At 57.1% G+C, this 26,625-nt stretch carries 11 protein-coding genes; 5 read left to right on the plus strand and 6 right to left on the minus strand.

Going from position 1 to position 26,625, the window contains the following annotated elements:
- Nucleotide 1: 1 nt before the first annotated feature.
- The 4 genes from E6N53_RS17215 to E6N53_RS17230 form a co-directional block, all read right to left on the minus strand.
- Nucleotides 2-3,484: a tubulin-like doman-containing protein gene (locus E6N53_RS17215; protein ID WP_236642396.1), complete on the minus strand. Its 3,483-nt coding sequence runs from the start codon at nt 3,482-3,484 to the stop codon at nt 2-4.
- A gap of 191 nt (nt 3,485-3,675) precedes the next feature.
- A complete protein-coding gene (locus E6N53_RS17220; protein ID WP_161596589.1) occupies nt 3,676-7,107 on the minus strand; it encodes a tubulin-like doman-containing protein in 3,432 nt (1,143 codons plus the stop codon).
- A 201-nt stretch (nt 7,108-7,308) separates the two neighbouring features.
- Entirely contained in the window at nt 7,309-11,280 is a 3,972-nt protein-coding gene (locus E6N53_RS17225; RefSeq protein ID WP_142860727.1) for a sbcc family protein, read from the minus strand.
- Nucleotides 11,281-11,310: 30 nt separating this feature from the next.
- Nucleotides 11,311-13,296, minus strand: coding sequence for a cation:proton antiporter family protein (locus E6N53_RS17230; protein WP_142860728.1), 1,986 nt, complete (start codon nt 13,294-13,296; stop codon nt 11,311-11,313).
- 205 nt (nt 13,297-13,501) lie between these two features.
- Between E6N53_RS17230 and E6N53_RS17235 the strand changes: the two genes are divergently transcribed.
- The gene (locus E6N53_RS17235; RefSeq protein ID WP_142860729.1) at nt 13,502-14,140 is read left to right on the plus strand and encodes an IS6 family transposase; all 639 of its coding nucleotides are present in this window, start codon (nt 13,502-13,504) and stop codon (nt 14,138-14,140) included.
- A gap of 33 nt (nt 14,141-14,173) precedes the next feature.
- Here E6N53_RS17235 and E6N53_RS17240 read toward each other — a convergent pair whose 3' ends face one another.
- On the minus strand, nt 14,174-15,952 hold the full coding sequence (locus E6N53_RS17240; protein ID WP_161596590.1) for a serine/threonine protein kinase: 1,779 nt from the start codon (nt 15,950-15,952) through the stop codon (nt 14,174-14,176).
- A gap of 158 nt (nt 15,953-16,110) precedes the next feature.
- Between E6N53_RS17240 and E6N53_RS17245 the strand changes: the two genes are divergently transcribed.
- Together E6N53_RS17245 and E6N53_RS17250 are read left to right on the plus strand one after the other, a co-directional pair.
- Nucleotides 16,111-17,853, plus strand: coding sequence for a serine/threonine-protein kinase (locus E6N53_RS17245; protein WP_161596591.1), 1,743 nt, complete (start codon nt 16,111-16,113; stop codon nt 17,851-17,853).
- Between the two features lie 303 nt (nt 17,854-18,156).
- Complete coding sequence (locus E6N53_RS17250; RefSeq protein WP_142860732.1) at nt 18,157-18,741, plus strand: PglZ domain-containing protein; 585 nt, start codon at nt 18,157-18,159, stop codon at nt 18,739-18,741.
- Between the two features lie 168 nt (nt 18,742-18,909).
- Here E6N53_RS17250 and E6N53_RS21755 read toward each other — a convergent pair whose 3' ends face one another.
- Nucleotides 18,910-22,527, minus strand: coding sequence for an Hsp70 family protein (locus E6N53_RS21755; protein ID WP_236642419.1), 3,618 nt, complete (start codon nt 22,525-22,527; stop codon nt 18,910-18,912).
- A gap of 459 nt (nt 22,528-22,986) precedes the next feature.
- Between E6N53_RS21755 and E6N53_RS17260 the strand changes: the two genes are divergently transcribed.
- Together E6N53_RS17260 and E6N53_RS17265 are read left to right on the plus strand one after the other, a co-directional pair.
- Nucleotides 22,987-23,520, plus strand: coding sequence for a PD-(D/E)XK nuclease family protein (locus E6N53_RS17260; RefSeq protein WP_142860734.1), 534 nt, complete (start codon nt 22,987-22,989; stop codon nt 23,518-23,520).
- Between the two features lie 352 nt (nt 23,521-23,872).
- Nucleotides 23,873-25,831 (plus strand): HEAT repeat domain-containing protein, encoded by a 1,959-nt coding sequence (locus tag E6N53_RS17265; RefSeq protein WP_142860735.1) that lies wholly within the window; start codon nt 23,873-23,875, stop codon nt 25,829-25,831.
- The last annotated feature ends 794 nt before the right edge of the window (nt 25,832-26,625 follow it).

Below are 26,625 nucleotides of genomic sequence, written 5' to 3' on the forward strand. Positions count from 1 at the left end.
GCTAGCTGTCCTTGCTGATCGTGCTCTCGTAGGCGTTGACTGAGAGCATATCGAGGAAGACGTCTTTCGCGTCCTTCGTCTCGTCGTTGTCGGCGATCATGATCTCGTCGATGAACTTCCCATCGACGCCCCGAACCTCGTCGCGGTAGACGTATGCACCGTAGTCGTTGAATTCGGTCTCTTGCGCAACGGCACCCTCGTGTGCATCCGCCTCCATCGCGTCCCACCGGTTCCACCTCGCACCGAGGCCGATCGTGTGGTGGGTCCCGATGAATTCGTGTGAACCGAACTTTTCGTCGTACTTGTCTTTGTAACCGCCCCGCCTGGTCAGCAACTCGATGTTGTCGAGGAAGACCCCGCCGATGAACAACGTCATCGTGATGTCATCCGGGCCGCCTGAGTCGTACGTCTCCGCCCTGTAGACGTCGTTGTCAGTCTCGTTCAGCGTGATATCTTTGATCTGCTCGTGGACGTTGTCGTACTTGGACGTGAGGCTGTCAGCGTGGTCCAACGCGCGGGACATGTAGATCGAACGGTACCGTATCGCGGTGTAGCGCCCACCTACTTCTGCGGAATCAGCGGAGCCCTGTGGGAAGAGGTCGTTCAGCGGCACGCGTCCGTGCTTGTTGTTCTGCAGCGCCCGCAGGGAGTTGGCGAAGTCCTGCGTGATTCGGTCGATGTGGTTCTCGAGAATTCTCGACTCCCCGATGTGGTCAGCGTCGATGAGGTCCTCTGGTTCCGACTCCTCGTGTTTGACGAAGGGGTGAGTCCCGTCAGTCACATCGGCCTCCTGAGGCAAGGGAATCTCGTAGATGCCCTCGTACCGGTTGGCAAAGGTTCGTCCGTACGTCTCCTCACGATCATCGAGACGGTGGGCTTTGGGCAGGGCGACGCTCACATTGTCTTGACTGGGGCCGGCCGACAGTCCGTACAACGCCTCGAAACGGTGGATGAGTCCGGTCTTCTCCCGGTCAAGATCGTCGTACTGCTTCGATGCCTGCTTGTGCGCAGTGCCGATCGGCTGAAGGTACTCCTCCAGCAGGATGTCCATCACCTTCGTACTCTCCAAGTCGAACTCGGCGGTCGGCGTCTCGGGGTCGAGTTGGCTGTACGGGAGCACTGACTCGAGCAGACGTTCCCCGTCCTCGGCGTCGCTTGCTTCGACCAGCGCACGGAGCTCGTCCGTGAGGTCGTTCGTGCGGTCGCTCGTTGGGACGGTGACTTTGTCCGCACCCGTCTGTCCGGTCTCCTCGTGCGAGTAACTGACGAGCTCGCCGTTGTCGGTCAGCGTCCCTTCGAGCGCGTCGACGATGGCGTTGATTGCCTGCTGTTTCCGCTTCGAAATCGCGGCTGTGCGGTCGAGTTTCTCGTCCGCGAAGTCACAGGAGAACGGGTCGGTGACGTCCAATCCGTCTCTCGTCTTGTTGATCTGGAACCAACCGCTGTCGTTCGCCGCACCTGCGTTCTGTAGGAACTCGTCACTCCGGTCGTTGCCTCCGATGCCAAACCTTCCCTTGCGGTGCTTGTGGGTGTCTTTCCGAGCGGCTTTGACGTATTCGAAGCCGTTTTTGACCGCGTCTCCATCGATCTTATCGACGTCCATCTCGGAGAGTAGCCGGTTCAGCTCCGTGAGCCCCCCATCGATCGACTCGAGCGACTTGTTGGAGAGGTTCAGGTTGGTTCCCTCGACCGCGGAGGCGGTTCCGGAGCCTTCGACTCTGGCAATCGCTCCACCGGTTCCCCCGATGATTTGCGATCCGAGCTCGTCGAGTGCCTCCTCTACGGTCTCTTGGTTCCGGTTAATCGCGGCGAGGACGGCGGCCTCGTCACTGACCGTCCCCTGCCAGGAGTCGAGCATCTCCTGTACGTCCGTGGCGACCGTACTGTAGAACGTCTCGAGGGAGTCTCGGCGCTCTTTTCGCTGGTTTCGCTTTGCACGGAGCTCCTCGATTCGATTGTCGATCGTCGGGTTGGTTAACACCCTGTTCAGGAAGGTAACGTCCGGCGAGAGGACGCCATCACGGAGTGCCTTTCTGATGTCCGCAGCGGTTTGTTCGTCCACGCCCTCCGTCTTGTCTGCGGTGAGGAGGGCAATCGCGCCCCACAGTCGAGCTCGCCGTTCGATGTTATCGAACTCCTGTTTCAGAACCTCGATGAGCGTGTACAGGTGGCCGTCAGTCTCCTCGTAATCGAAGTGGTCTTCGAGTTGGTTGCGCAGCATTCCCGGTGCGGTCGAGATGAACTCCCGGGCCTGCTCCATCGAGTTCATCGAATTGATGCCGAGGTTCTGCTCGTCGTCGAGGATCTCGTCGAGCACCTTGTGAATCTCTTCGAGTTCGTCGCCCAACCCCGCAACCCGGAACGCGCTCTGTTCGAGGAACGTGTCTCGAACGTCTTCCTCGATTCGCTCACGCAGCTGGTACGCTTCTTCCCGACCATCGTCGGTGTCCAGGTTCCCAGTTTCCGTTCCGTCATCTCTGAACACAGCTCCTGCCGATTCGGGGAACGACTCCTCGAGGTATTTTTCGACCACGGTGTAGAGGTCGGACTCGCGTTCGAGCTCCTTTCGCTTCGCCGCGAGCTTGTTCTCCAGTTCTTCCTCGGCGATGCGCCGCATCTGGACGTCGTATCTGACCGTGTACGGCATCGCGAGGGTGAACGGTGCGTAGTCTTGGGGGCCGACCGGCGAACCAGGGATGATGTCCTCGGTGAAGTTCCCTTGTTGCACGCCGTTCTGGTGGGCGAGGATGCTCCGGACGACTGCCATCTCGAAGTCCCGGTCCTTGTCGTCGAGTGATTCGAGATGGGGAATCAGCGTAATCGTGCTGAACGGACTGTCGCCGGTGAGGTGCGCGTACTCCAACTCCGACAGGGCCGCGTGTGCGTTCGCCTTGACACTCGCGTTGTCCGAGCTGTGAGGCAAGATCGCGAAGAGGTGGGTTCGCTCGCTCGGGAGATCAGCGGCGATGTCGAGGACCATTCCTGACCCAGTCCCACCGCCGAGGGCTGCGACGATGACGACTTCGTCGTCCGCATCTGTGTTCGGGGCGACGTCCTGTTCGGTGTGCTCACTAACGTGGTACAGCGCCTTACTCATCGACCGACGGCGCCACACGCCACCGCCGAATCCCTCGCGTTCGATCTTGCTCAGCGGCTCTCGGCCCTGCTGGAGCCACCAGCTGTTCAGACGCTGCGTGTCGAACAGGTCGCGAATCTCGACCGGGTCCGTCAGTCGCTCACTTTTCCAGGGGTCGGGGAGGCCTTCGGTGATGAGTTGGGGTCCGTCGAACGACACCTCGACGTCGTCTTCAATCTCGTCCGACTGTTCGATGGCATCAGAAACCGCTTCCTTGGCGCGTGCGGCCCTCTCCTTGTGCCAGTCGTCGCCAGTCGCCGAGTCGATGATTGTCGCTCGAAGTCGGTCGGGGTCATCGTTGTATTCATCTGATTTCAAGACCTCTTCGAGAATCCACTCCTGAGACATGAATCGATACACGACCTTGCTTCCTCCGCCACCGAGCCCAATTAACGTATCAGGAGTTTTGCACCGAGGCATAGTCTTTCAGTATATCCGATGATATTTAAAAACAGGGTAGGAATTAATTCTCTCCGAGAGTACCCGCTGTCTTCGGAGGAGTCGACAGCGGTTCTGCGCGATCAACGAAGTGTTTCAGCCTACGATTCGTCTCCGAACGGGATCGTGCTCTCGTAGGCGTCGACCGAGAGCATGTCGAGGAGGACGTCCTTCGCGTCCTTCGTCTCGTCGTTGTCAGCGATCATGAGCTCGTCGACGAGCTGTCCGTCGACGTCTCGGACCTCGTCACGGTAGACGTACGCACCGTACGCCCCGTCGTCGAATGCCTGGGAGACAGCGGCCTCGTGGGCGTCCGCCTCCATCGTGTCCCACCGGTTCCACCTCGCACCGAGGCCGATCGTGTGGTGGGTCCCGATGAATTCGTGTTTACTGAATTTCTCGTCGTACTTGTCTTTGTAACCGCCCCGCCTGGTCAGCAACTCGATGTTGTCGAGGAAGACCCCGCCGATGAACAACGTCATCGTGATGTCATCCGGGCCGCCTGAGTCGTACGTCTCCGCTCCGTACACGTCGATATCTGCCGCGTTCAGCGTGATATCTTTGATCTGCTCGTGGACGTTGTCGTATCTGTACGAGAGGCCACCGACGGAGTCCAACGCGCGGGACATGTAGACCGAACGATACCGCATCGCCGTGTAGCTCCCGCCGACGTCGGCGGAGTTCCCAGAGCCCTGCGGGAAGAGATCGTTCAGTGGCGCCCGTCCGTGCTCGTTTCTCTTCAACGCCCGCAGGGAGTTGACGAAGTGCTGCGTGATACGATCGGTGTGATTCTCGAGGATGTCCGATTCCCCGATGTGGTCGGCATCACCGACGTCTTCGGGTTCCGACCGCTCGTGTACGACGTATGGATGGCGCCCATCGTCAAAGTCGGCTTCTTCGGGCAGGGGAATCTCGTAGATGCCCTCGTACCGGTTGGCGAAGGTTCGTCCGTACGTCTCCCTGCCGCCGTCGACATCGTGCGCAGTGGGCACTGCCACGCGCACGTTGTCAGGACTGGCGGACAGGCCGAGCAACGCCTCGAGGCGGTGGATAAGCCCGGTGTCGTTCTCGTCGAGATACCGTCTCTCGGCAACCACGTCCTCGTACTGCTGACCGACTGATTGGAGATACACGTCGAACAGCACCGCCGCAGTTCTCGACGCCGAAGTCGAGGGGTCACAGACCGGCGTCGAGACGTCGAAGACATCGTGTGGAACGAGTTTATCGAACAACGTCGAGGTGGTTACCGCGGTCTGGTCGTCCAGATCTGCTTCGAGCGCCCGCAACACCGAATGCGGCTCCCCCACCGGAACGCGGACCAGTTCACCGAACTCTTCGAGAAGGGGCGTCTTCGGCAGGATTCCCTCGAACGGGTCGGCGAGGACAATCCTGTCGAAACCGTCAACGATTGCGTCGGCCGCGGCCGCCCAGCGCTCACGGATCTCTCGACTCCGATCCAACCGCTCGGCGTTGAGCTCATAGCTGAGCGGCTCGCTGACGCTCAGATGACCGGCACCTTGGAAACGGAACCAATCGCTGTGCTCTACCTGGAGGGCCACGTCGAGGAACTCCTCCTCGCGGTCCCTTCCGAGAAGTCCGCCCAGCAATCCCCCGCTGTGTTCCAGTTGGTACTGCCTGGTCTGTTTGAGCTGTTCGAACGCGTGGCCGAGTGACTGCACGTCGATCTCCGACACGTCCATCTCGTCGAGCTTCTCGTTCACTCGGTCGATTTCGTCGAGATCAAGAGTGACGCGCTCGACTTCGGCTTCCGATTCGGCGTTCTCGACACGTCTGACCGCGTCGGTAATCGACTCGGCGACCCGCTCGAGTGTCTCGTTGACCGCCTCCTCGTGTTCGTGTATCGCCGTGAGGACGCTCGCTTCAGGCTCGGTCTCGTATCGCCACTCATCAGTGCGCATTCCGAGCTCATCGGCGATCCGGTCGTAGCACTCATGAAGTTCGTCTTCCGCCCGCTGCAGTTCGTCTCGCCTCTCGTCGAGATGAGCAAGTCGCTGGTCGATCGTCGGATCGGTCAACACGCGGTCCAGGAACGTGACGTCCGGCGAGAGGATTCCCTCACGGAGTGCCCTCCTGATGTCTGTGGCGGTTTGCTCGTCCAGCTGTGTCTCCTCTCCTGTGATCGTTCCAATCGCGTTCCACAGTCGGGCTCTCCGTTCGATGTTGTCGAACTCCTGTTTCAGCACCTCGACGAGCGTGTACAGGTGCCCGTCGGTCTCCACGTAGTCGAAGTGGTCTTCGAGCTGGTTGCGCAGCATCTCTGGTGCGGTCGAGATGAACTGCTGGGCTCGCTCTATCGGGTCCTCGGCTGTGATGCCGAGGTTCTGCTCGTCGTCGAGGATGTCGTCAAGTACCTCGTGAACCTCTTCGAGTTCGTCGCCCAACCCCGCAACCCGGAACGCACGTTGTTCGAGGAAGGTATCTCGGACATCTGCTTCGATTCGCTCACGCAACTGGTACGCTTCCGTGGGGTCGATGTCGGTCACAACGACTCCTTGCTCGGTCTGCTCGAGAGCCTCGCCAGCCGACTCGGCGAACGACCGCTTGAGGTACGTCTCGACGACGGTGTAGAGGTCGGCCTCCCGCCTCAGTTCTTCGCGCTTCCTGGCGAGTCGTTCTTCGAGTTCCTCTCCGGCGATGCGCCGCATCCGGACGTCGTATCTGACCGTGTACGGCACTGCAAGGGTGAACGGCGCGTAATCTCTGGGGCCGCCCGGTGAACCAGGGATGACCTCTTCGAGACCACACCCCGTTTGGACGAGGTTCTGGTGGGCGAGGATGCTCCGGACGACTGCCATCTCGAAGTCCCGACCCTTGTCGTCGAGTAATTCGAGATGGGGAATTAACGTAATCGTGCTGAACGGATTGTCGCTGGTGAGCTGTGCGTACTCCAACTCCGACAGGGCCGCGTGTGAGTTCATCTTAACAAAATCGGGTTCCGACACGTGTGGGAGGATTGCGAAGAGGTGGGTTCGATTGCTCTGCAGGTCCGCGGCGAGATCCAGCGCCATCCCCGACCCAGTCCCACCGCCGAGTGCCGCGACGATGACGACTTCGTCGTCCGCACTCGTGTACGGTGCGACGCGGTGCCCGGTGTGTTCACTGACGTGGTACAACGCTTTTCCGACCGCCCGACGGCGCCACACGCCACCGCCGAATCCTTCGCGTTCGATGTGGCTCAGCGGTTCTCGGTCCTGCTGGAGCCACCAGCTGTTCAGGCCTTGTGTGTCGAACAGTTCACGAATCTCGACCGGGTCCGTCAGTCGCTCTTGTTGCCAAGGCGGCGGAAGTTCTTCGGTGATGAGTTGGGGACCGTCGAACGACACGTCGACGCCCCCCGGATGGTTGCCTGACCGCGTGATGGCGTCCTCAATGGTTTCTATCGCGCGTGCGGCCCTCTCCTTGTGCCAGTCGTCGCCAGTCGCCGAGTCGATGAGCGTCGCTCGAAGCCGGTCGGGATCATCGTTGTATTCGTCTGATTTCAAAACCTCGTTGAGGATCCACTCTTGAGACATGAACCGATACACAACTCTGCTCCCTCCGCCACCGAGTCCGATTAGAACATCCGGGGTGCTACACCGAGGCATAAAAAAGTATCTGTACGTCCACATTTAACTCTTTTTTGCGAGCGAGGACACAGTCGGTTGCCTCTCGGGTGAACACGGGTGCGCGGCAACGGTGACCGAACCGACGACCTCGAGTAGTGGATATCTCGCTCAGGTCGACTCGTCGGTCGGGACGAGGACCCGGGTGACAGTGGTCGTCGTGTTCTGGTTCGTCGCGGACAACACGACGTAGTAGACTCCCGGTCCATTGGTCTCGAGTTGCTGGGTGACTCGGCCGTCTTCGACCGGACCGCTGGTCGTGGTCAGCGTCACTCCCGAGTCGTTCAGTAGACGGAGCGAATAACGACTCGCGGTCACGTTCGCCTCGACAGTGAGTGTCTGGGTGGATACCTCTGCACCCCACGTCGGACTCAGAATGTCAACGGTCGGCTGTTCATCGGAGCCACCCATCGAAACCGTCGACACGACGTGGAGGGATTCGCCACCCTCGGGCGCGACTGTCACCTCGTACTGACCGCTCTTGCCTCCATCGAACCGCACCTCGAACGACCCGTTCGTGGCGGTGGTCCGCTTACTCGTATTGAGCTGCGGGCCGACGATGCTGACTCGTACGTCCGAGTCATCCCCATTGACCGTCCCTCCGACTAAAATCCCGCCGCCTCCGCCACCGCCTGCAGTGATGGACAGTTGTCCGATCTCAGCGGGGCCGGCCGTCGCCCCGATACCGTAGACCTCAAGGGCGCCATACGTGCCACCACCAGCGAGGAGAGCCACGACGAAGACGAGGACGACGAGGCGAGGGGAGACAGCACCGAGTTTCGACCGCAGGCCGAGTTTCAGAGCTCCAAACCGTCCGTACCTGCCTGACGGCGGGCTGCGCTGCTTGAGCAGTTCGTCGATCATGTTCTCGATGTCCGAGGTAATCTGCTCGTACTGTTTCTGGTGGATAGCGTCCTCGCGCTTGAGTTGTCGTATCTGAGTGATTGTTTCGATGGCGTTCGCGAAGTGTTCGCTATCCGACGAACCCACCTCTTGCTCTCCAGTGACTACCTTTTTCATACTGTTGAGCCCCGTCTCTTCACCCGCCGCAGTGACCGTCTCTCGCCACTGTTCGAGCGAACGGCGAATCTTCGCTGGTCTCGACTTCCGGAACTCTTTGAACGCTTCAGTCTGGTCTGTCTGGATATCACTCCAGATCTGTTCTCTCTGTTCTTCGTTCAGGACCCTACTTTGCTTGGCGAGGGCGTGGATTTCTTGCGGATGTGATTTGTCCCGTTTCCCATTTAATGCATCCTTCAGTCTACGAAGCCCCCGTAATCGGTCTGCAGGATCACGCCTGGCGAGCGCCTCTCGATGCCTCTCAAACTGCCCGACAACTAGGTTTTGTTTTTCAGCTCTCTGTCTGGTTTTGAGCTTCTCCAGTGGCTCCCCCAGCTCCTGGACCAGGATGTTCTGCTGCTCTGGTCCCACCAGTTCGTTGGTGAGCGCCTCTTGAATCGACTGTTCGATATCCGGTGGGAGGTTTCGACTGACAGCGCCGGACGAGAGGAGTGTCTGTGCGGCGTTTATAACTCTGATCGCCTCGTCAAAGTCTTGAATGCTGAGGTCACCTGTAAGTCTCCCGTCCAGATGCGTGTGTATCTCGTTCCTGATTCGGTTCGCGAACTGTCTAGCGAGTTCGTTTTTCGCCTCGGTTTGCTTGTCATGTAACAGGTCTCTGAGCTGCCTATCTAACTCGCGTTTCTGCTCTGGCCTGAGGACCGTATTCGTGTCGATTACCTCGATGATGCTCCGCGCCCGCTCGAGATACTCGCTCACCTCGTCAGCGTGACCCAGTGTGTTCTCAGCGTCAAGATGCGGTTGATCGACAGTGGAGCCTGAGCTCTGACTTTGACGGAGCTGTTTGATTCTATCGAGCGTGTCGACTTTGTCCGCCGGGTCGACGTTCGGTTCCTCCAGAATATCCTCGACCAGTTGCGTACACTCGTTCGCAAGACGCCTCTGTTCTCTTTCTCGAAACGTTTCTATCTCCGAAGAGACGATATCTGTAAGCTCGTCCCTGTTCGAATCGGGGTTAGCGAACAGCTTCGGTCGGTCCGTACTCGAGTTTGTTAGTAAATCGATGATTTCTGCGATACGCCGAAACCGATCTAATCGCTGCTTTTCAGCGTTTCCTGTACTGTGGATATACCGATCGACCATTTGGAACGCCTTCCATAGCTGTTCGCTCCTGTCGGCGTCCAGCGTGCTCCCCGAAGCAGCACTCATCTTTTCTCGGAACTCATTGAGGAGTTCCTCTCGTTTCGATTCGCGGAGCTGAGTAATCTCGCCCGTCAGCTGTGTCCTGACGCTATTTCTAATATCGTCGATTTCGCTCTGGTCGAGCAATCCGTCCGTATTCAGATTTCCGATGTACGCCGCGAACCGCTCGAGCGACGCGTCGACGCCCGACAGGTCCGGATCAGACGTGCACAGACGTTTCGCACGTCGCAGCCGAGCGTAGACGGCCCAGGTGTCTTCATCGGATCTTGGGCGGGTGAGGTTTTTAACCAGCCGTTCCCCCTCTTCCTCGAGCTCCTCTTTTCGCCGTGCTCTACGCGTTTCGATGCTCTCACTCAGCTTACTGCGAAACGCGGCCTTGAGAGTCTGCTTCTTTTCACCGAGAATACTATCCTTCTGGAGTCTCCGCGAGAGGGACGAGAATCTGCTCAACACCTCAGGCCCTTCCACAGCGTTCGACTCGGGATCTTCGAGCAGCCTGATTGCAGCGTTGAACTGTCGGCCCAAATCGTCTTCATCACCGGAACCGTCCTCCAGCAACCCTTCCAGAGCCCGGTCGAACCCGCGTTCGAAGCGATCCTCTCGGAGGTCTACCAATTTGTCCTGGCGCTTCTCGATTTTCCCGATGACGAACTCTTGAATCTCTCGTTTCTCTGGTCCGCTGAGAACCTCGTTCGCCCAGAGGTTCTCAATCAGCGTCTTGACCCGGTCGACCGAGTCCGAAGACGGAACACTGTCTTCGTCGCTCTCCTCGTCCAACATGACGGATACGGCTTCGAGCTCGCGGTGTTCCACCTCCATGTCTTTATTCGACAGCGCGTCGAGGTGCGATTCTAATTCGTCTCGGACTTCTTTTTTCATCCCGTCTTCCAGTGACTTCCGCGCATTCTCGAGGGAGTCGACGACGTCTTGGGAGATTCCCCGCTTCCAGTTCTCGCTGAGCAACTCGGGATCTGTCAACGAGAACTCGCTCAGTTCTCTCTCGTCGAACAGCGCGTCAACGATGTCGACCACGTGGCCTGCGTGGTCCGTTCGGAGGTCGGCGCGGTTCGAAGGCGGCTGACCGGATTCGATCGCGAGCACACAATCGGTCAGTGTTTGCAGCTCTAGGTAGTGGTGCCACACGGTCAGCGACTCCCGCTGCAGCAGCGACGTCACGAGACCTTGGAGTCGGTTGTCCCACTCTTCACGGACGTCTTTCGCGATGTTCTCATACCGCTGCCGCATCTCCTCTTTCGTCTGATCGTTGAGGGGTGTGAAGTTCGCCAAATCGGGCTTCATCAAAAGCGTGCTCGGGCCGACCGGGGACCGACTCCCCGACTTCGACACCGTAATCCCGACGGAGAGGCCCCGGTCGAAGAGGAGATAACTGATGACGATGGCGGCGTTCTTGTAGTTACGAATCCCGATGTCGAGTTTTGTCCCTTCCTCCAGAAGGCGCACGACGGCAAGCTGTTGTCCGCTGTTCAGTCCGACGTTCATCAATGTTCCCGACGCCTGGTTCAGTTTCCAGGGGAAGTCGAACACACCCTCTCGAGTGAATTCCCACCGACCACGGGAGTCTCCTCCCCGTTTGAGTGCCTCGATGTTCTGCATCAACCCCGAGAAGAGCGTGTCTTTACTGTCGGCGACGTAGGACATGAAGTACTGCGCGGACCGGCCCCCACTCACGTGCGGTGCCTTCGCCTCGACGTACGCGACGAGGTGGGGTGACGTCGGGTCGACATAGAACTCGATGTCACTCAGGATGTGGTCCAGCACGGCATCGTCAGCCTGCGTCGCCTCGTCTACCGCTGGATACACCTGGTACCCCTGCGTGTTGTAGATTCTGAGCCTGCTCATGCTTCGAATAGTGCTGTCTTTATTTAGCAATCACTGGGCCAGTTCGTCGAGGACTTCCTCGAAGCCGACCGGAATGATGTGCCCGTTGTCGTTGGTCTTCAGCAGCGGTTCACCCTCGACATCCTCGGTTGCGAAGTACACGGGATGGATGATGCTCGTATTCGCATTCGCTGTCAGCGGGTCGATACCGGCTTCGTTCACGAACCGTCTCTCGACGTACTCGCGGAAGTCCCGGAACTTCGCCGGACTGTCTTGCGGTTGAGCCCGATGATCGCGGCTTTCTTTCCAATCGTCGATGAAGAAGTCCGCTTTCGACGCGACCAAGATGATCTCATCGACGTTCGCGTTCTTTGCGATGTGGACCATCGCCGTGTCTTCCATCGACAGCCCACCGCCCCCCGACCCAGTCGGGTCGAATCCGTAGAACCGCTCCGAATCGAGGAGGAACACTAGTTTATCCGACCCTCGGATATTCTCACGCATTTGCTTTGCAATTTCTTCTCGGTCCGTCTCAACTTCGGCCTGTGAGGACACCTTCTCTTCTTCGATCGGATCGGCGAAATCAGTCTCTTCGTCTTCATCATCCTCGTCAGGGAACGCTGCGTCATCGACGTCTATTTCTTCGTCTTCATCATCCTCGTCAGGGAACGCTGCGTCATCGACGTCTATTTCTTCGTCTTCATCATCCTCGTCAGGGAACGCTGCGTCATCGTCTTCAGCGTCCTCGTCTAACGAGACAGAGACGTTCGACCCGTCTTCGTTTGCGACGTAATCCGCATAGTTGCTCGACTCTTCTCCGTCCTCAAGCTCGCCATCGCCATTAAACACGTCGTCCTCTTCATCAGGAGCGACCGCGTCTTCCTCCTCGTCGTCTGCGGAGGGCTCTTCCCACCACTCGAGACCGCTGTCGTCGTCTTCGTCGTCATCGTCGTCTTCAACGTCCCGCCCACCATCTGTTGCTGTCTGACGATTGTTTGTGTCTCCATTGACATTACCGAACTCGAATAGATTTCCAATCATCTGCAATACCTCGCCAGGATGGTCTCTCATCTCGGCGTTCACGAGCGTCGGGAATCGCCTCTTGGTGAGAAAACTAAACTCGAGTTGATACAGCTGGCGATCGGTTGCGTCGATGATTTTCCAAGGGAGCGGAGGGTCATATTGCCTCCTCCCCTCATTATACTCGTTGTTCAACACGATCATGGCTTTATCCACGTCCTTTTGTTCGTACTTTTTTGGGTGTTCCAAGACCGTCCGGTACAGACCCAACGCGAAGTACGTCTTCCCTGACTGTTGCGGCCCTAGCACCTCGAAGTTCCGCTCGCTCGGCGGAACGTCGATGTCGATGAACTTGTCGAAAAAGAAGAGGAACAGCCCACTCCCCACGATGTAGACGAAGGTGATAATCGGTGCAGTGAGTCCGTTGACGACGATGTTCACGAGGTTACCGACGACGACGAGTCCCTGCACGAGGTAGACGAGGCCGAGCGACGCAATCGGAAATTCAGCGTAGTCCCCGTTGATCAACATCGCCCGGAGGAACATGCTCTCCCCGAAGTCGATGTCTCTGAGGTTCCCCTGGAATTTGCCGTTGTCCTCTTCCGTCTCAATCTCGACTCCCTCCGATAGAATCCCCAGTGCGACGCCCGCGAGAAACGACCCGAGGTTAGTGAGAGTTGGGTTGATGTTCTGCACACCACGGCCGAGAGCCGTCATGACGACGAGAACGATTAGCGTCCCGATGAGCAACAGGGCCCCCTGATACCGTTTCCGGTAGTCGTGGGCGAAGAGTCCTAGCCACGTGATCAAGAGACCGAACAAGAAGAGGACGACGGCCTCGACCCCTGGTTCGCCGTCTGGGATGAACGGGATGGCGGTAGCGAGACCGTTGAGGAGGTCGTATCCTCCGCTCGTCCACATGTCGAAGAACATGAGCGCGATCACCGCTGTCAAACCGGTGACCACGATCGTGTACAGGTAGAACGTCCGTCTGTCCCTGACTTCTCCCCGACTCATGAATCAGACAACGTGCTCTGTGCCCTGAACTGGGTAATGCCTAGAGGTTGAACCAACCCCACCGTCCAAGGGATATTCAGCTGGTTGTTCTCACTCCGGACGTATCGAGTCATAATCAAGAGTTCATGACGACATATATAAATATTCGGTCTCTTGCGACGGTCGTGTTAAGTTAGGAATGAGGCGGTCAATTTCTAAGTTGTCTATGCCCGAAATCGACCGCCTCAGCGAACATACCGAATGGATTGACTTGGAATTTGTGGAGCGACAGCGGACACCCGAGTTCGCGATTCAAGTAGGTATTCAACTCCATCTTGCAGGATTATCGCTCTCGAATACCAAACAGCATCTTGAGAGGTTGGGTGTCGAGCGAAGTCGAACCGCCATTCACGACTGGGTGCAGAAAGCCAATCTACAGCCCGACAGCGATGTGAGTCCGAATCAGATCGCGGTTGACGAAACCGTGATTCGCGTCAACGGCCAGCGCCACTGGCTGTACGCTGCGGTCGACCCCGACACGAACAAATTCCTCCACGTGCGGCTGTTTCAGATGCGTACAACGCAACTCACCGTGCTGTTTCTCCGTGAGCTTCACGAGAAACAGCAGCTCACTGACGTCACATTCTTGATCGATGCTGCGGCTCATTTGAAAGCCGCGCTCAACCGACTCGGCCTCCGATTTCGTGTGAACCGCCATGGAAATCGCAACAGCGTCGAACGTGTCTTTCGTGAGATAAAACGACGAACTTCTTCGTTCTCAAATACGTTCTCAAACACACGACTGCCGACCGCGGAGTCGTGGCTCAACGCCTTCGCCGTCTGGTGGAATCGATGCCAAAGTTAACACGACCCTTGCGACTCTATCGATTGGGACGACTCACATCAATTCTGGAACGCTCAGGTGGAACTCCTCATTTCGTTCCTCGACCAGACAGAGGTGATAACCCCGCTTTCGCGAGAGTTTTACGAAGCTTTTCTTCCTGTTCAGACTGAAGAGGCTGGTCGTCGTCTCTTCGCCGACCGCGTCAAGCGCTTTGGGTTCAAAAAAAGAGGACGTGACGTAGAACGCAGCGCCGAAGGTCTCTTTTGACTCGCCGACGGCTCTCGAGTCCTTGATGAAGTGTTCGACCGCCTCGCCCGTTGTAAACGACCGCCCGGTTTCGAAGTTCGCCACGAACAAAGGGTCGCCCATCGAGTTCCAGAAGACGAGGTCGAACGGCCGGTCCTCGTATGTCTTGCCGTTCTCATCGGCGATAGTCACCGGAACCTCTCCATTGAATTGGATGCGGTTGATTTTGTGGATGGCGTCGAACAGCCCTGACAACTTCGATCTGTCGCCCGACCGGCCGATCTCGTACAGCAAATCTTCGACGATCCACTTCGCGAATCCCCACTCGATCGTGTCGCGCAGGTACGTCTCGTAAGAGTCGTCTTCAACGGTCGCTGTCTCGTTGTCGAACGTCGTGTGAGGCTCCAGCCGGAGGTTTTCGATCACTGACTCTTGATCGGCATTGCCTGCCCGGGCGTCAGCGAGAGTCGGTCGGTCTTTATTCCGATATCGGACAAATAGATTAGTCCACTCCTGCGCCTTGGCGGGTGATATATCTCTTCCCGATGTGGACGGTCTAAGAGCGGTTGTTGGCCCTTCGCTCTCTCGTGTGTCCGATGTGGACGACTCAGAACCAGTCGTCTTTTCGCTCTCTTTCGTCTCAGTGGAGGATAGGTTGGACTCCGATGCTACACCGTCTTCGACGCACGTGGCCAGTCGTGATTCAAAGGACGCAATCGTTCGATACCGGTCTCCTTTCGACGTTGCCAGCGCTTTCAGAACAATCTCATCCAGTACCTGTGGGACGGTCGACCGGAGCTCGCTGGGTGGGGGAGGCCGCTCCCCATCGCACACCTGCTGTTTGACCGAGAGCGCAGTGCCGGTGTACGGCGGCTCGCCAGTCAGCAGTGCATACAGCAGACATCCTGCCTGGAACACGTCAGTAAACGTATCCGGAGCGCCAAACTCGTCCGAGATGAACTGCTCGGGCGCTGCATACTGTGGCGAGAGGCCATCAACCGTACCAGTCTGCTCGGAAAACTCGCGAGAGAGCCCCCAATCGGCGATCTTTGGGACATCGTACACCCTATCGGGTGTTTCCCGAAAGAGAATATTCCCCGGACTGAGGTCTAAGTGGGCGGTTCCGTCCTCGTGTGCGACTTCAAGGCCCCTGCAGATGCACTGCCCAATCCACACGGCTTCAGCGAGTGGAAGCCCCGACGACCGGTTCTCCAGCCGCTCGTCGAGACTCCCTGCGTCCATGTACTCCATCGCGACCCACGGAAGGGTGTCTCCGACCTTGATCACACCCACAACGTGTTCATAGTCGTTCCACTGTGCTTTCTGGCGCTCTCTCGCGTCAACGGTCGCCCAGATAGTGGCCCTCCGCAGGAACTCTTCGACGGCGTCACGGGAGAGTGTCCCCTCACTCTCATACTCTTTGACAGCGATCAGATCGGAGTCCGTCTCTCCCGAAATCGTCCCGGTACGGACGATGGTTTGCTCACCACGTCCAATCGTCTCACCTAGCTTGATCTCGCGGTACGAGAGGGACCGACGCGGTGGGCTGCGAACCGCGGAGAGATCGGCCCGAGATGGGATCTGCACACTCCATCTCATAGAAATGCATATTTAAAAGTTTACGTAGTCGCGTCTCACCAGCAATCCAGCCTGTCGCCGACGGATATCGTCCAGACTACTGACTTCGGCTCTGAGCTTCACCTCGAAACCGGAGATTCATGTGGTGTAAGACACTATCTCAATCTATGCAGGACGGTAGGGTGCCAGATATCACTGCGGCAGCCAGTCCTCCTCGATGCGAGATCAACACAAACGACCTCGCAATCGGCGAGCAGCTCGGCGCCGGCGGTCACGCCGTCGTTCACGAAGCGTGGCTCCCTGACAATCCCGAGATTGATCGCTTCGCGCTCAAAGAGCCCCGCGTTCACGGGGCCGGAGAGACATTAACTCAACATGCAGTAGAACGGTTTCTCAAGGAAGCCGAAAATTGGGCGAAGATCGACCAGCGAGAGAGAGAGGAACATCGGTGGCGGCATTCGGAACATATCGTGGGTGTCATCGACGTCGGTGACCGACAACCCTGGATCGCGATGGAGTACATGGACGCGGGAAGCCTCGACGAGCGGATCGATCTGAGGTCGGACGGTCTCCACTTGAACGAAGCGCTCTGGATCGGCGAGTGTCTATGTTCCGGACTCGAAATCGCTCACAGCTTGGGTATTGCCCATCTCGATCTCAAGCCTGCCAACGTGCTCCTTGGGGAGACGCCAGGTGATCAGTGGAACCTCCCCAAAATCGCTGACTGGGGACTGGCTCGAACGCTCGTCGACGAGACTGGCACGATGGAGGCGATGTCGGTCGGGTATGCTGCCCCAGAGCAGTTCGACGCAGGGAAATTCGGTGATCCTGACAATCTTACCGATGTCTACCAAGCCGGCGTCATCATGTACTACGTGCTAACCGGTCGGCTGCCCTACACAGGCGGCCGACACAGCGTGATACAAGACATCCTTGGCCCTGACCTGCCGGCTGCCCCGAGCACGCATCGCGACGGACTTCCCCCAGAGGTCGATGCGGCTGTGCTGATTGCACTCGAACGGGACAAGAGTGACCGATATCGGGGAATTCAGTATTTCGCTGACGCACTCGCTGCGACCAGACGGGACGAAACGCCGCCACCGGTGGTCGTTCGCCGATCGAAGGAGTTCGGTACTCACAGTTCGCCTCGCCGGTCGCGAGCCAGGGAACGCGATCACGAACGACGTGTCGAAACGGAGTCAGCGTCGTCAGACCGCGCCGACACGGGCGGCGCAGCTGCAAGTGACTCGCTGGATCTGGATCTATTTGGCCTGATTAGAGGAGGTGATGGGGTGGGTTCAGGGTCGTCGGACCGAGCTAGCACCGATGAACCGTCATTCAATGAATCAATGAATCCAGACTTCTTTGATCTGCTTGAGGGAGACGACGCTACGGAGTCAGGCTCGACACCGGTCGGCGTCCGGGAGTTGCAGACGTCCGACTCGGGCGAGGCGGAGGACGGGTCTGAATCGGCATCTGCTGATCGAGACGAAACAGAGATAACGACGACACCTCGACTGTTTGACCAGTATTCGATCGACCCAGCGGGACAGGACGATGACAGATTCCTCTGGAATCCGGATGAATCGGCTGATTCAGAATCGTCCGACCTCATCAAGGATAGAGATGACGCGGAGTCACAGTCACAGAACCGCCCCGACACTGACGAACCGTCAGCGAGTGACTCGTTGGATCCGGAGCTATTCCGACTGATTAGAGGAGATGACGAGGCGGAGTCAAAGTCGTCGGACCGAACTGAAACCGACGGACTGTCGATCGATGAACCTGTGAATCCAGAACTCTTTGATCTGCTTGGAGGGGACGTCGCCGTAGAGTCGGACTCGACACCGGTCGGACTGAGAGAACTGAAACCGTTCGACTCGATCGGTCAGGACGCCGAAGAGGAGTAGGCATCGACTGATTGAGGTGACTCCGGGAGCGGCGACGCCCTAACTCACACTCCCAAAAGCATCGGTCATCCCCGAAGACACGGGAGAACCATATTGTCACTCTCGAGCCTGTTGTCCGAAGTAGTTCGCTTTCGACCAGCAGGGTTTCCTTCTTACAACAGTGACGTCTTGGATGTCTGCTTACTCCCCACTCGCTGACGTGCTGCCACGACTGTGGGGAGAACTGCCCACGAGTCGGTATCGGGAGTATCTCAACACCATCGCCGGGGCAGTCGAAGCAACGATACAGGTCGATTTGGCTTGATGAGCATCCCGCCTGCACACAAATGGTGGGCGGATCACGAAAACAAGTTCGACGACCTAGGGAGGGTCACCATCTTCCTCATCGACGCCCTCCCGTTCGACCTCGCTCAGCGTCTCGTCGAACAACTCGGTGAGGAGCTCGAAGTGAAACAGGAGACGCGGATGGCGACGCTGCCCTCCGAGACCAAGTTCGGTATGGTGGCACTCACTCCGGGTCGGTCGTTCAGATTCGCGGTGACGATGGACGACGACAGGCTCACTCTGTTACGAGGTGAGCGATCGCTCTCGAACAATTCGAGGCGGGTCCGATTATACAAAGAGGGAGGCTGGGAGGTGCCGGACAACCCCGGGGAGGGGTGGGAACACAGTCGGATCGTCTACTACGACAAGGAGACCGATTACGTGTGGGAGAAATTGAAATCGGCGATGTCGAACGCCATTTCAGCGAATACATCGAGGAACTATCGGCGGAGATCCAGCACAAGCTGGCGGACGAAAACTGGGACCGGATCTACGTCGTTACTGATCACAGGTTCGTCTTACTTCCCGAGGATACGACCTGTTCGGGATCGTTCCGAAATTTAGCGCATAAACGGCAGGGTGAATCACCACAGGACAGCTATTTCGCCGCGGTTGCATGGATCATACCTCTGGTCAGTCGCTGGCGACGAAGCGGATGACTCAGTTAGTTCGGCACCTCCGTGGACCCGTGTCCGTCCTCCGTAGATTTCTATGAGCTCTTTTCGGTGGAGTTCATTTCCGCTTCCACTCGGTGAACAACTCCTCCAACTCATCACGCAGATAGAACGTGTTTTCGTGCCGTTCGGCCTTTCGTCTGGCGAGTGCAGTCAGGAGGATCTCGTCCAATGCTGCGGGGACGTCCGCGATCTCGCTTGGCGGGGTTGGCTGCTCATCCATGATCGCTTGCACCATCTCAGTCTCCGAATCTTCAAATGGTGATTGGCCGGTGAACAACTCGTAAAAGACGGCGCCGAGCTGGTATCTGTCTGTGGCCTTGTCTAGCGTTCCGTAATCATCGTCGAACTGTTCGGGAGCGGCATAGCGGGGTGACAGACCGCTCACACCCGTCGAGTGTTTTAGGACGTGTTTCGAGAGTCCCCAGTCGGCCACTTTTGGGACATCCCACGCGTCATCAGTCGTCCGGAACAGAATATTCTGTGGTTTCAAATCGAGGTGAGCGAACCCGTGTTCATGTGCATGAATGACCCCGTTTGTGACCGCAAGGGCTGTCCAGAGAGCCTGTCGAAAATCCATCCGACCGATGCGCTCGGAGAGGTTACCTCCATCCATATACTCCATCAGGATCCACGGAAGCGGTTTCGCTCCAAAATCGACGACGCCAACGATGTGATCGTGATCGTCAATGTTCCTCCATATATCTGCTTCGTCGAGCATCCGCTCGACCTGTTCGAAGTGGAGAGTTCCATCCAACCGTGGCTGTTTGAGTGCCAGTTTCAGAACGCCCTCATCAGCCTCGACAGTTGCTTGATAGACACGTGCGTCCCCGCCTTCGTCGATCACGTCACCAAGGGTGATGTCGTCGTAGCTGAGTGACCGGTGTGGCGAGCTCGGAACCGCCTCGGGGACCGGGAAACGGTCTTTACTAGTCACGACTTTGGCTTGCCGTAATATCTCGCCATTTCGCTCGTAGCCGGCCTCCACGGTCCTCACTACCCGTCCCTCGGGGAGTTCGCACGCCACTGTATCCCAGACCACGTGCCGATGGCGGTCCAAGTCACTCTCGTGTTCCGGCCCAATCACCGTGTAACCGACTGCTTCGATCGAGTTGTCGATCCAATCGATGCTGGAGTCGAGGTCACTCACGGTCACCTCCCCGCTTTTGATCGATTGCTGGATGGCCGTCAGTGTCTGGTCGAGATGCCATAGAGGCTCGTCGAACGGGGCTGTGCTCCCTCTGTTTCTCTGTGGAAACATATCGAGATGGTCGGATATTCTGTCGGCCGTTTGTCGGAGGCTGTCATCGATTTCTGATGCCGATCGGTTATTGTCTCGGCAGTACTGCCGACTACGATGTATCTCGTCTCGCAGCGTGATTGCACCCTCGACAAGCAGCTCCACGAACTCCCGTTCGTTTTGGACCTCGACTGACTGCTCAACGATCACCTGCAATGCCTTTCGGATCTGTTCCGTCTCTTCGACCCCGACGTTCGCTCCGATGAGTCTGTTCATGAGTTGATCCTCATCGTCGACGTCGACAGCTATTTCGACGAGAGTTTCGAGGAGTTCCTCTGCGCTCTTGGCGTCGACCGTTCGTTCGGCAAGTGCCTCTATGAGAACCGGTCCGCCTTCGAACTTGACTGGACCTTTAGCACCGAGCGCTTCAACGAGTTGCTCTGTCCTCGCCGACTGCTCCGTCTCGGGTATCCACAGAACTGGCAAGGACACCTCTGCTGTTGAATGAACGCTCTCCTCCCCAGCTTCGATCCGTTCGAGACGCTGTGTATCCGCTTCGGCATGTTCCTCAGCATCTTGTCGGAGACGTTCGACTTTCTCATCGGAGAACCATGCTCCCTCCTCGATCGTAATCGAGTCAATGACCCCCGTGACCTGGTCCTCAGCCGAAACCCGGATTGTATGATCCGCATCGATCGAACATCCGATTTCAATCCGGGGTGTCCCTGCAGGTGCCGGTGGAATATCAGTTACTGTGAAATCACCGAGGAGGTTATTCTCCTCGGCGATTTCCCGCTCACCACAGAACACTCGCACCTGTACGTCAGTCTGGTTATCAACCGCAGTCGTGAAAGGTTTCGACTCCTGAACCGGAACGGGTGTATTTTTCTGGACGAGTCGTTCGAAGAGTCCATCTTCGACCTCGATTCCGATGCTGAGTGGAGTTACATCCTGAGGGACAATATTCGGCGGTGCAAAGTCATCCGCCAACTTATCAGGAGCCTCCGCAATAGTGATCGCCTCGTGTCTACCAGTTTCTTTCTCGTTCGCCTCGACGCTTATACTCCCGTTCTCATCGATATTGAACACGACTTCGATTAAGGGTAATGTGTCTTGTGTTTCCGGAATCTCGATAAGCGTGAGTGCATCAAGGAACTCGTTTTCGGCTGCACTCTCATCCTCGCCTTGGAAGATCCGGATCTGTGCGTGCTTCTGACCGTCTTCGACGGTAGTGAATAACTTCGACTCTTCGGTGGGAATCGTGGTGTTCTTCTCGACAATCCGCTCGAACTGGCCACCGTTCACCTCGACACCGAGCGACAGTGGCGTGACGTCAAGGAGGACGATATCGTCGATGTCACCCGACAGAATGCCACCCTGGATGGCTGCCCCACGCGCGACCGCTTCGTCTATATCTACCTTCCTCGTCGGTTTTTTGCCGGTGAGTTCTTTGATTCTCCCTTGGACCTGGGGCATCCGGGTCGCCCCACCGACCAGCAGAACCTTGTCGATGTCACTCATATCGTAGCCCGCGTCTTCCACAGTCTGTGCCGTCAGCTCAACGGTTCGCTCGATCAGGTCCTCGGTCAGGCTCTCGAAGGTTGCACGAGTCAGCGTTGCTGAAAATCCTTCTTGACCGTCATTGTCGGGAGGGACGACTGGGAGGTTGACTGCCGTTTCCGGTCGAATCGATAGCTCGATTTTTGCCGTCTCGGCACTGTCTTTCAGCTGCCAGAAATCCTCTTCGTCGTCTCGAAGACCCGTGTCGTGTTCGCTGTTCACCTCGTCGGCGAAGTAGTCGATGATCGCCTGGTCCCAGTCGTTGCCACCTAGATTGTTGTCCCCGTTGGTTGCGAGGACTTCATATACGCCACCACCGAGGTCGAGAACTGCCACGCTGAACGAACCTCCACCCAAGTCGTACACGAGTATCGTCTGATCGGACTCATTATCCAGACCGTAAGCCATCGACGCTGCAATCGGCTCGATAATAACGCGTTCGACGTTGAGGCCGGCCATCTCGCCGGCTTCCTTGATCGCCCGATACTGGCAGAGATTAAAATATGCCGGCACTGTGATGACGGCCTTCTCGACTTCGTCACCGAGGTACGCTTCGGCGTCGCGTTTGATCTTCCGGAGAATAATCGCCGAGACCTGCTCGGGTGTGTATTCCTCACCCTCGACCTGTATGATGTGATTGCTCTGGCCCAGGTGACGTTTTATATCCCGGATGTTTGTACTTTGATTGTCTGCGACCGCTAATCTCGTAGCTGACTTGCCTACGATCGGTTCACCAGCCTCGGTGAACGCTACTACCGAAGGAGTCGTTCGGTTGCCCTCGGCGTCCGTAATTCCTTTCGGAGCACCGTCCTCAATTACTGCAGATACAGTCTTCGTACTCCCAAAATCGATCCCGAGGATTTTGTTCGTGGTCATAAAAAAGACGAGTTCGCTCTTCACGTGGGTGTCCATGGTTAAGTAGTCTTCTTCCAGTGAGTCGAGGTCTCACAGAGGACAGCTTCAGCCATCGCGAGTCTCGCTCGGAAGGCTCGCCACGACTGGCGTGTGCCAGCACCACGGTCACCTGCCTGAAAGCGCGTATAATGTGGCTGACTTCACTCACAGTGTACACAGTGTTGTCGACCACCGCTAACGATGACCACACAGTCCGTCGATAATGATGAACGCCGGAGCAGAGTTCGGACGACACGGCCTACCCGGAGACCGAACTGCCGAGCCCACCGCCACAGACCCCCTTTCGCCGAGTGATTGCGACGGGACTCGTCGAAGCAGCTGCTGGTACCGACACTGATGGCCGAGCTAGTTCCGACACCGGAGCAGGTGAGCCCCCTGAAGCGATCAGTACTCCGCTCGACTCGATAGGTCTCGCGGGGAATGAAATCGGGACGTTCGTCCACCGACTGCTCGAACTGGACCGTCCTTGAGTCCGCTGGCGCACGACGATCAGAGAAATCGCGGACCGGCAGGGCTTCGAGGTCTCGGACTCGGCGCTCGAGGAGATCGTGTCGCACGCTAAGGCAGGCCGTCAGTTCCTCGAGTCTCAGCATGACGCGTACGCTGCCGGCGAAGTGTATGCGGAGCTGTCCGTCTCAGCCGATGCTGGGGAACGCGCGCATCGTGGGGAAAATCGACCACCTGCGGGTGACCGCGGATACGTTCGTCATCCCTGATTACAAGACTAACAGTATCGGGCGTCGCTCCACGGAGGAACTGGCCTCCCACTACCGACCGCAGATGATAAGCTACGCTGCCGCCTTGCTCGCTCACGATTCCGATCGAAGCGTCATAGTGAATCTCTACTTCATCGATGTCGGAGTTACTGAATCGGTTGCGTGGACGAAAACGGATCACAAGTCGATCACTGACGAACTGCAGTCTCTACTCCACGGTGTTGATGATGAACGATAGCAACTGTGTCGGGTGCGGTGGCTTTGCAGTGTAGTATCCGTCTCCCCTCGTTCAGTCGCCTCGCTGTTCGACTCCGTCCCCGTTTGGACTGACTACGGTCTGACTACGCAGGAGTACTCCCTGTGACTACAGCGTAAGCCGCTCCGGAGCAGCGCACGGAATGGGAAGCGCCGCGGTAGTAGAAGAGTCTCCGGCGAGTGAAAACGCTGCAGAAGTAGTCACTCAGCCTCACCGAGTGCGATCAGATGCCGACCGCGGGTTTCAATATCAGAGAGGGTGCAATCGTATCCAACTGCGGACAATAGCAGATGAATCATAACCGAATGTTTCCGTGCAGCGCGAGATGGATTGAATGAGCGACGACGTGATTCCGACGACTGTCCGCCGGTCGATCCAAACGGTCGAAGAGACGCCCCAGTGGGCTTCCAAGCGCGATATAAACGTACTTTTGGATGGGCTAAATGACGATTATTTCCGGACCCGAGGAACCTGTGCTGACGCGTTGCGGGTAGTTGTGCAGTCGAACTCGTCATGTGCTGCTTATGCGGCAGAGGGTCTCTTAGACATGGTCTCCAACCAGAGTCCGGAAACGCGGTCGCTCGCCGCGAAATGTTTATTTTTCGCAATCGATGAGGGCGATTGGTTCACTGGAAGCGAATTATCCGTGTCAGGGACCGTACAGAGCAATCTGTGGGCCGTTCACGAAACGATCGTAGGCGCTGGAGGGGTTGAAGTATTGCTCCGGGCTCTCGACGACGAGGAAGCTCTGGTTCGAAGATATGCGGCTCGGATACTGGGACGCATCGGTCAGAGAGAGCCTGAGGCAGTGAGTGAGCACAGGGGCGTAGAGATTCTCACAGCTAACCTTCGTGACGAGACCTCGATCGCGACTGCGTTGGAAAGAATCGGGCACCGTCGTCCTGACTTGCTCGTTCAAGCAGGCAGTATCGATGTACTTGTTTCACAGGTCTACGATGGGTCGAACGCTGCCGCATCAGCGCTTGAGACTATCGGCAACACTGATCCCAACGCAGTCATCGGGGCTGGCGGCGTCGATGCACTGTTTAGCGCCTTGTACGGGGACAGACCGGTACCTAGTAGATCTGCACTCATCACGCTCGGGAGACATGCGCCAACGGATTTTGCCGCTGCCGGTGGCTTCCACCGGTTGAACGATCTTCTTAGTAACAAGGAGAGTTGTATTCGATCCGAAGCCGCTGCTGTACTCAAAGGCGTTGCAGAGGGCGACTCGTCGGTTGTATACGACACCTGTTTTGAGTCAGTACGCACAGCAATTGACGACGACCGGCCCGAGATCAGGGCCACCAGTATACGAATCGCAGGAGTACTCGTCGGTCACCTTTCGAGTGAGACTGGGTCGGTCCCAAACATGATTGCTAAATCGGGCGTACTCGACCAGATCTTCGACTCATTCGATTCCAGCAACTCGTCTGTCCGCTCCGCAGCGGCCTTCGCGCTCGGAGAAATCGGCACACGAATGCCTGACCGAGCGCATGAATCGGGTGGGATTGATTTGTTGAAGGCCGCACTGGGCGACGAGGACCGTTGGGTTCGTTCGACAGCGGCGAAATCGCTTGGGAAAATCGCTGAGTGTGCCCCCGAAGTAGTGATCGGAGCGGGCATCAATGAATATGTGATACAATCGCCGGAAGACCACGATCAGTCAACGGTTGATATGATAGATGCGCTTGGTAATCTCGGTGAAACTGCTCCCCACGTATTAACGAACTCCGGCTGTCTTCGAGACCTGTTTAAACTCCTCTCATCGGACAATAAGGCTATCCACGCTGCGGATGCACTCGTATATATCGCACAGCAAGATCCTGAGGTTCTCTCAGAGAGTGCGTGCTACGATCGACTGGTTCGGGTACACAAGTCTCATCCGGTGAAGGGAGTCAGATGCAAAGCGACGATAGCACTTGCACACATTGGCCTACAGAACGTGTCCGCGACGTCTCTCGAACTACTCGTCCGGGTTATGAATGGGAAAGAGGAGTGGGCGTACCGAGATGGAATGATCCTGAGAGATGGGGTCCCTGTGCTCGAAAAGCTCGTAACGACGGATCCAGACCGTATTAATCATACTCGATGCACCTGTAACGGGTTGACTACCGGTCAGGAGCGCATACACGCCAGCGCCCAGATGGTAGAGGTCGGTGATGTCATCGGGAACCCCGAACGAATCCGGATCAAACTGTTCAGGGGCGGCGTAGGTCGGCGAAAAGCCATCGATGCTGTTAGAATGTTCGAGCAGCATTTTTGCCAGTCCCCAGGTGCTACTTTCGGGTAGTCCCAGGTTTCAGGTCCGGTCTCCCGGAGAAGCACGTTGGTCGATTTGATCTCGATATGGGCGATTCCATGTCGATGACCGCGACGAATGCCTTCCGCTATTTGTCCACCGAGCCACAGCCCCCTCGTCGAGATCTGCTGAGCCAATCCGTGAGCCGAACGTCTCACCATCCGTGTACTTGAGCGCAATTCATGGAAGCCCTCGGGCTCCCCATCCATAGACGGACATAATGTTATTGTGATCGTCAAGTTTCTCTCATGTTCCCGCATCGTTCTGAAACTCTTCCACGATTCGATTGTGAATCGTATTTAGAAACCGAGGCTCCTTGACAGCCACCGGGTAGGTGGTGCCCCCATCGGAGACAGTTGCATAATACACGTCTACATCGCCCCCCCGCCCCGATCTGGTTCTTTTTCTCCAGATCGTCATATTCGATTTTAATATCAAGTGCTTGTGGTGAGACGAACTCAGCGATTGGTTCGTGTGTGGCGAGATTTGACATTCTGTCGGTGACGGTATGAGAAAGCTGTTTAATTTAATCAGAGATGAAAAATTGAAGACTAGATAATTACACTCGAATGAAAGTGATTTGCATTCAAGTCACATATTTTGATATTCCGGAGAGGGAGCGTATCGGATTAACATTCAAAATTAAGGAATGGAAGTGACTGAATTGTACTTTGCCCAGTGTGTACTGGAATCTGAGGCCGCGTCACAAGCGGTGTTCAGTTCTGTATCTGCACGTCGAATTCACACCCAATACAGCCACATCCGTGATCGATCCATCGATATCG

The organism is Salinigranum halophilum, from assembly GCF_007004735.1.
In the GTDB taxonomy this organism is placed as follows: Archaea; Halobacteriota; Halobacteria; order Halobacteriales; family Haloferacaceae; genus Salinigranum; species Salinigranum halophilum.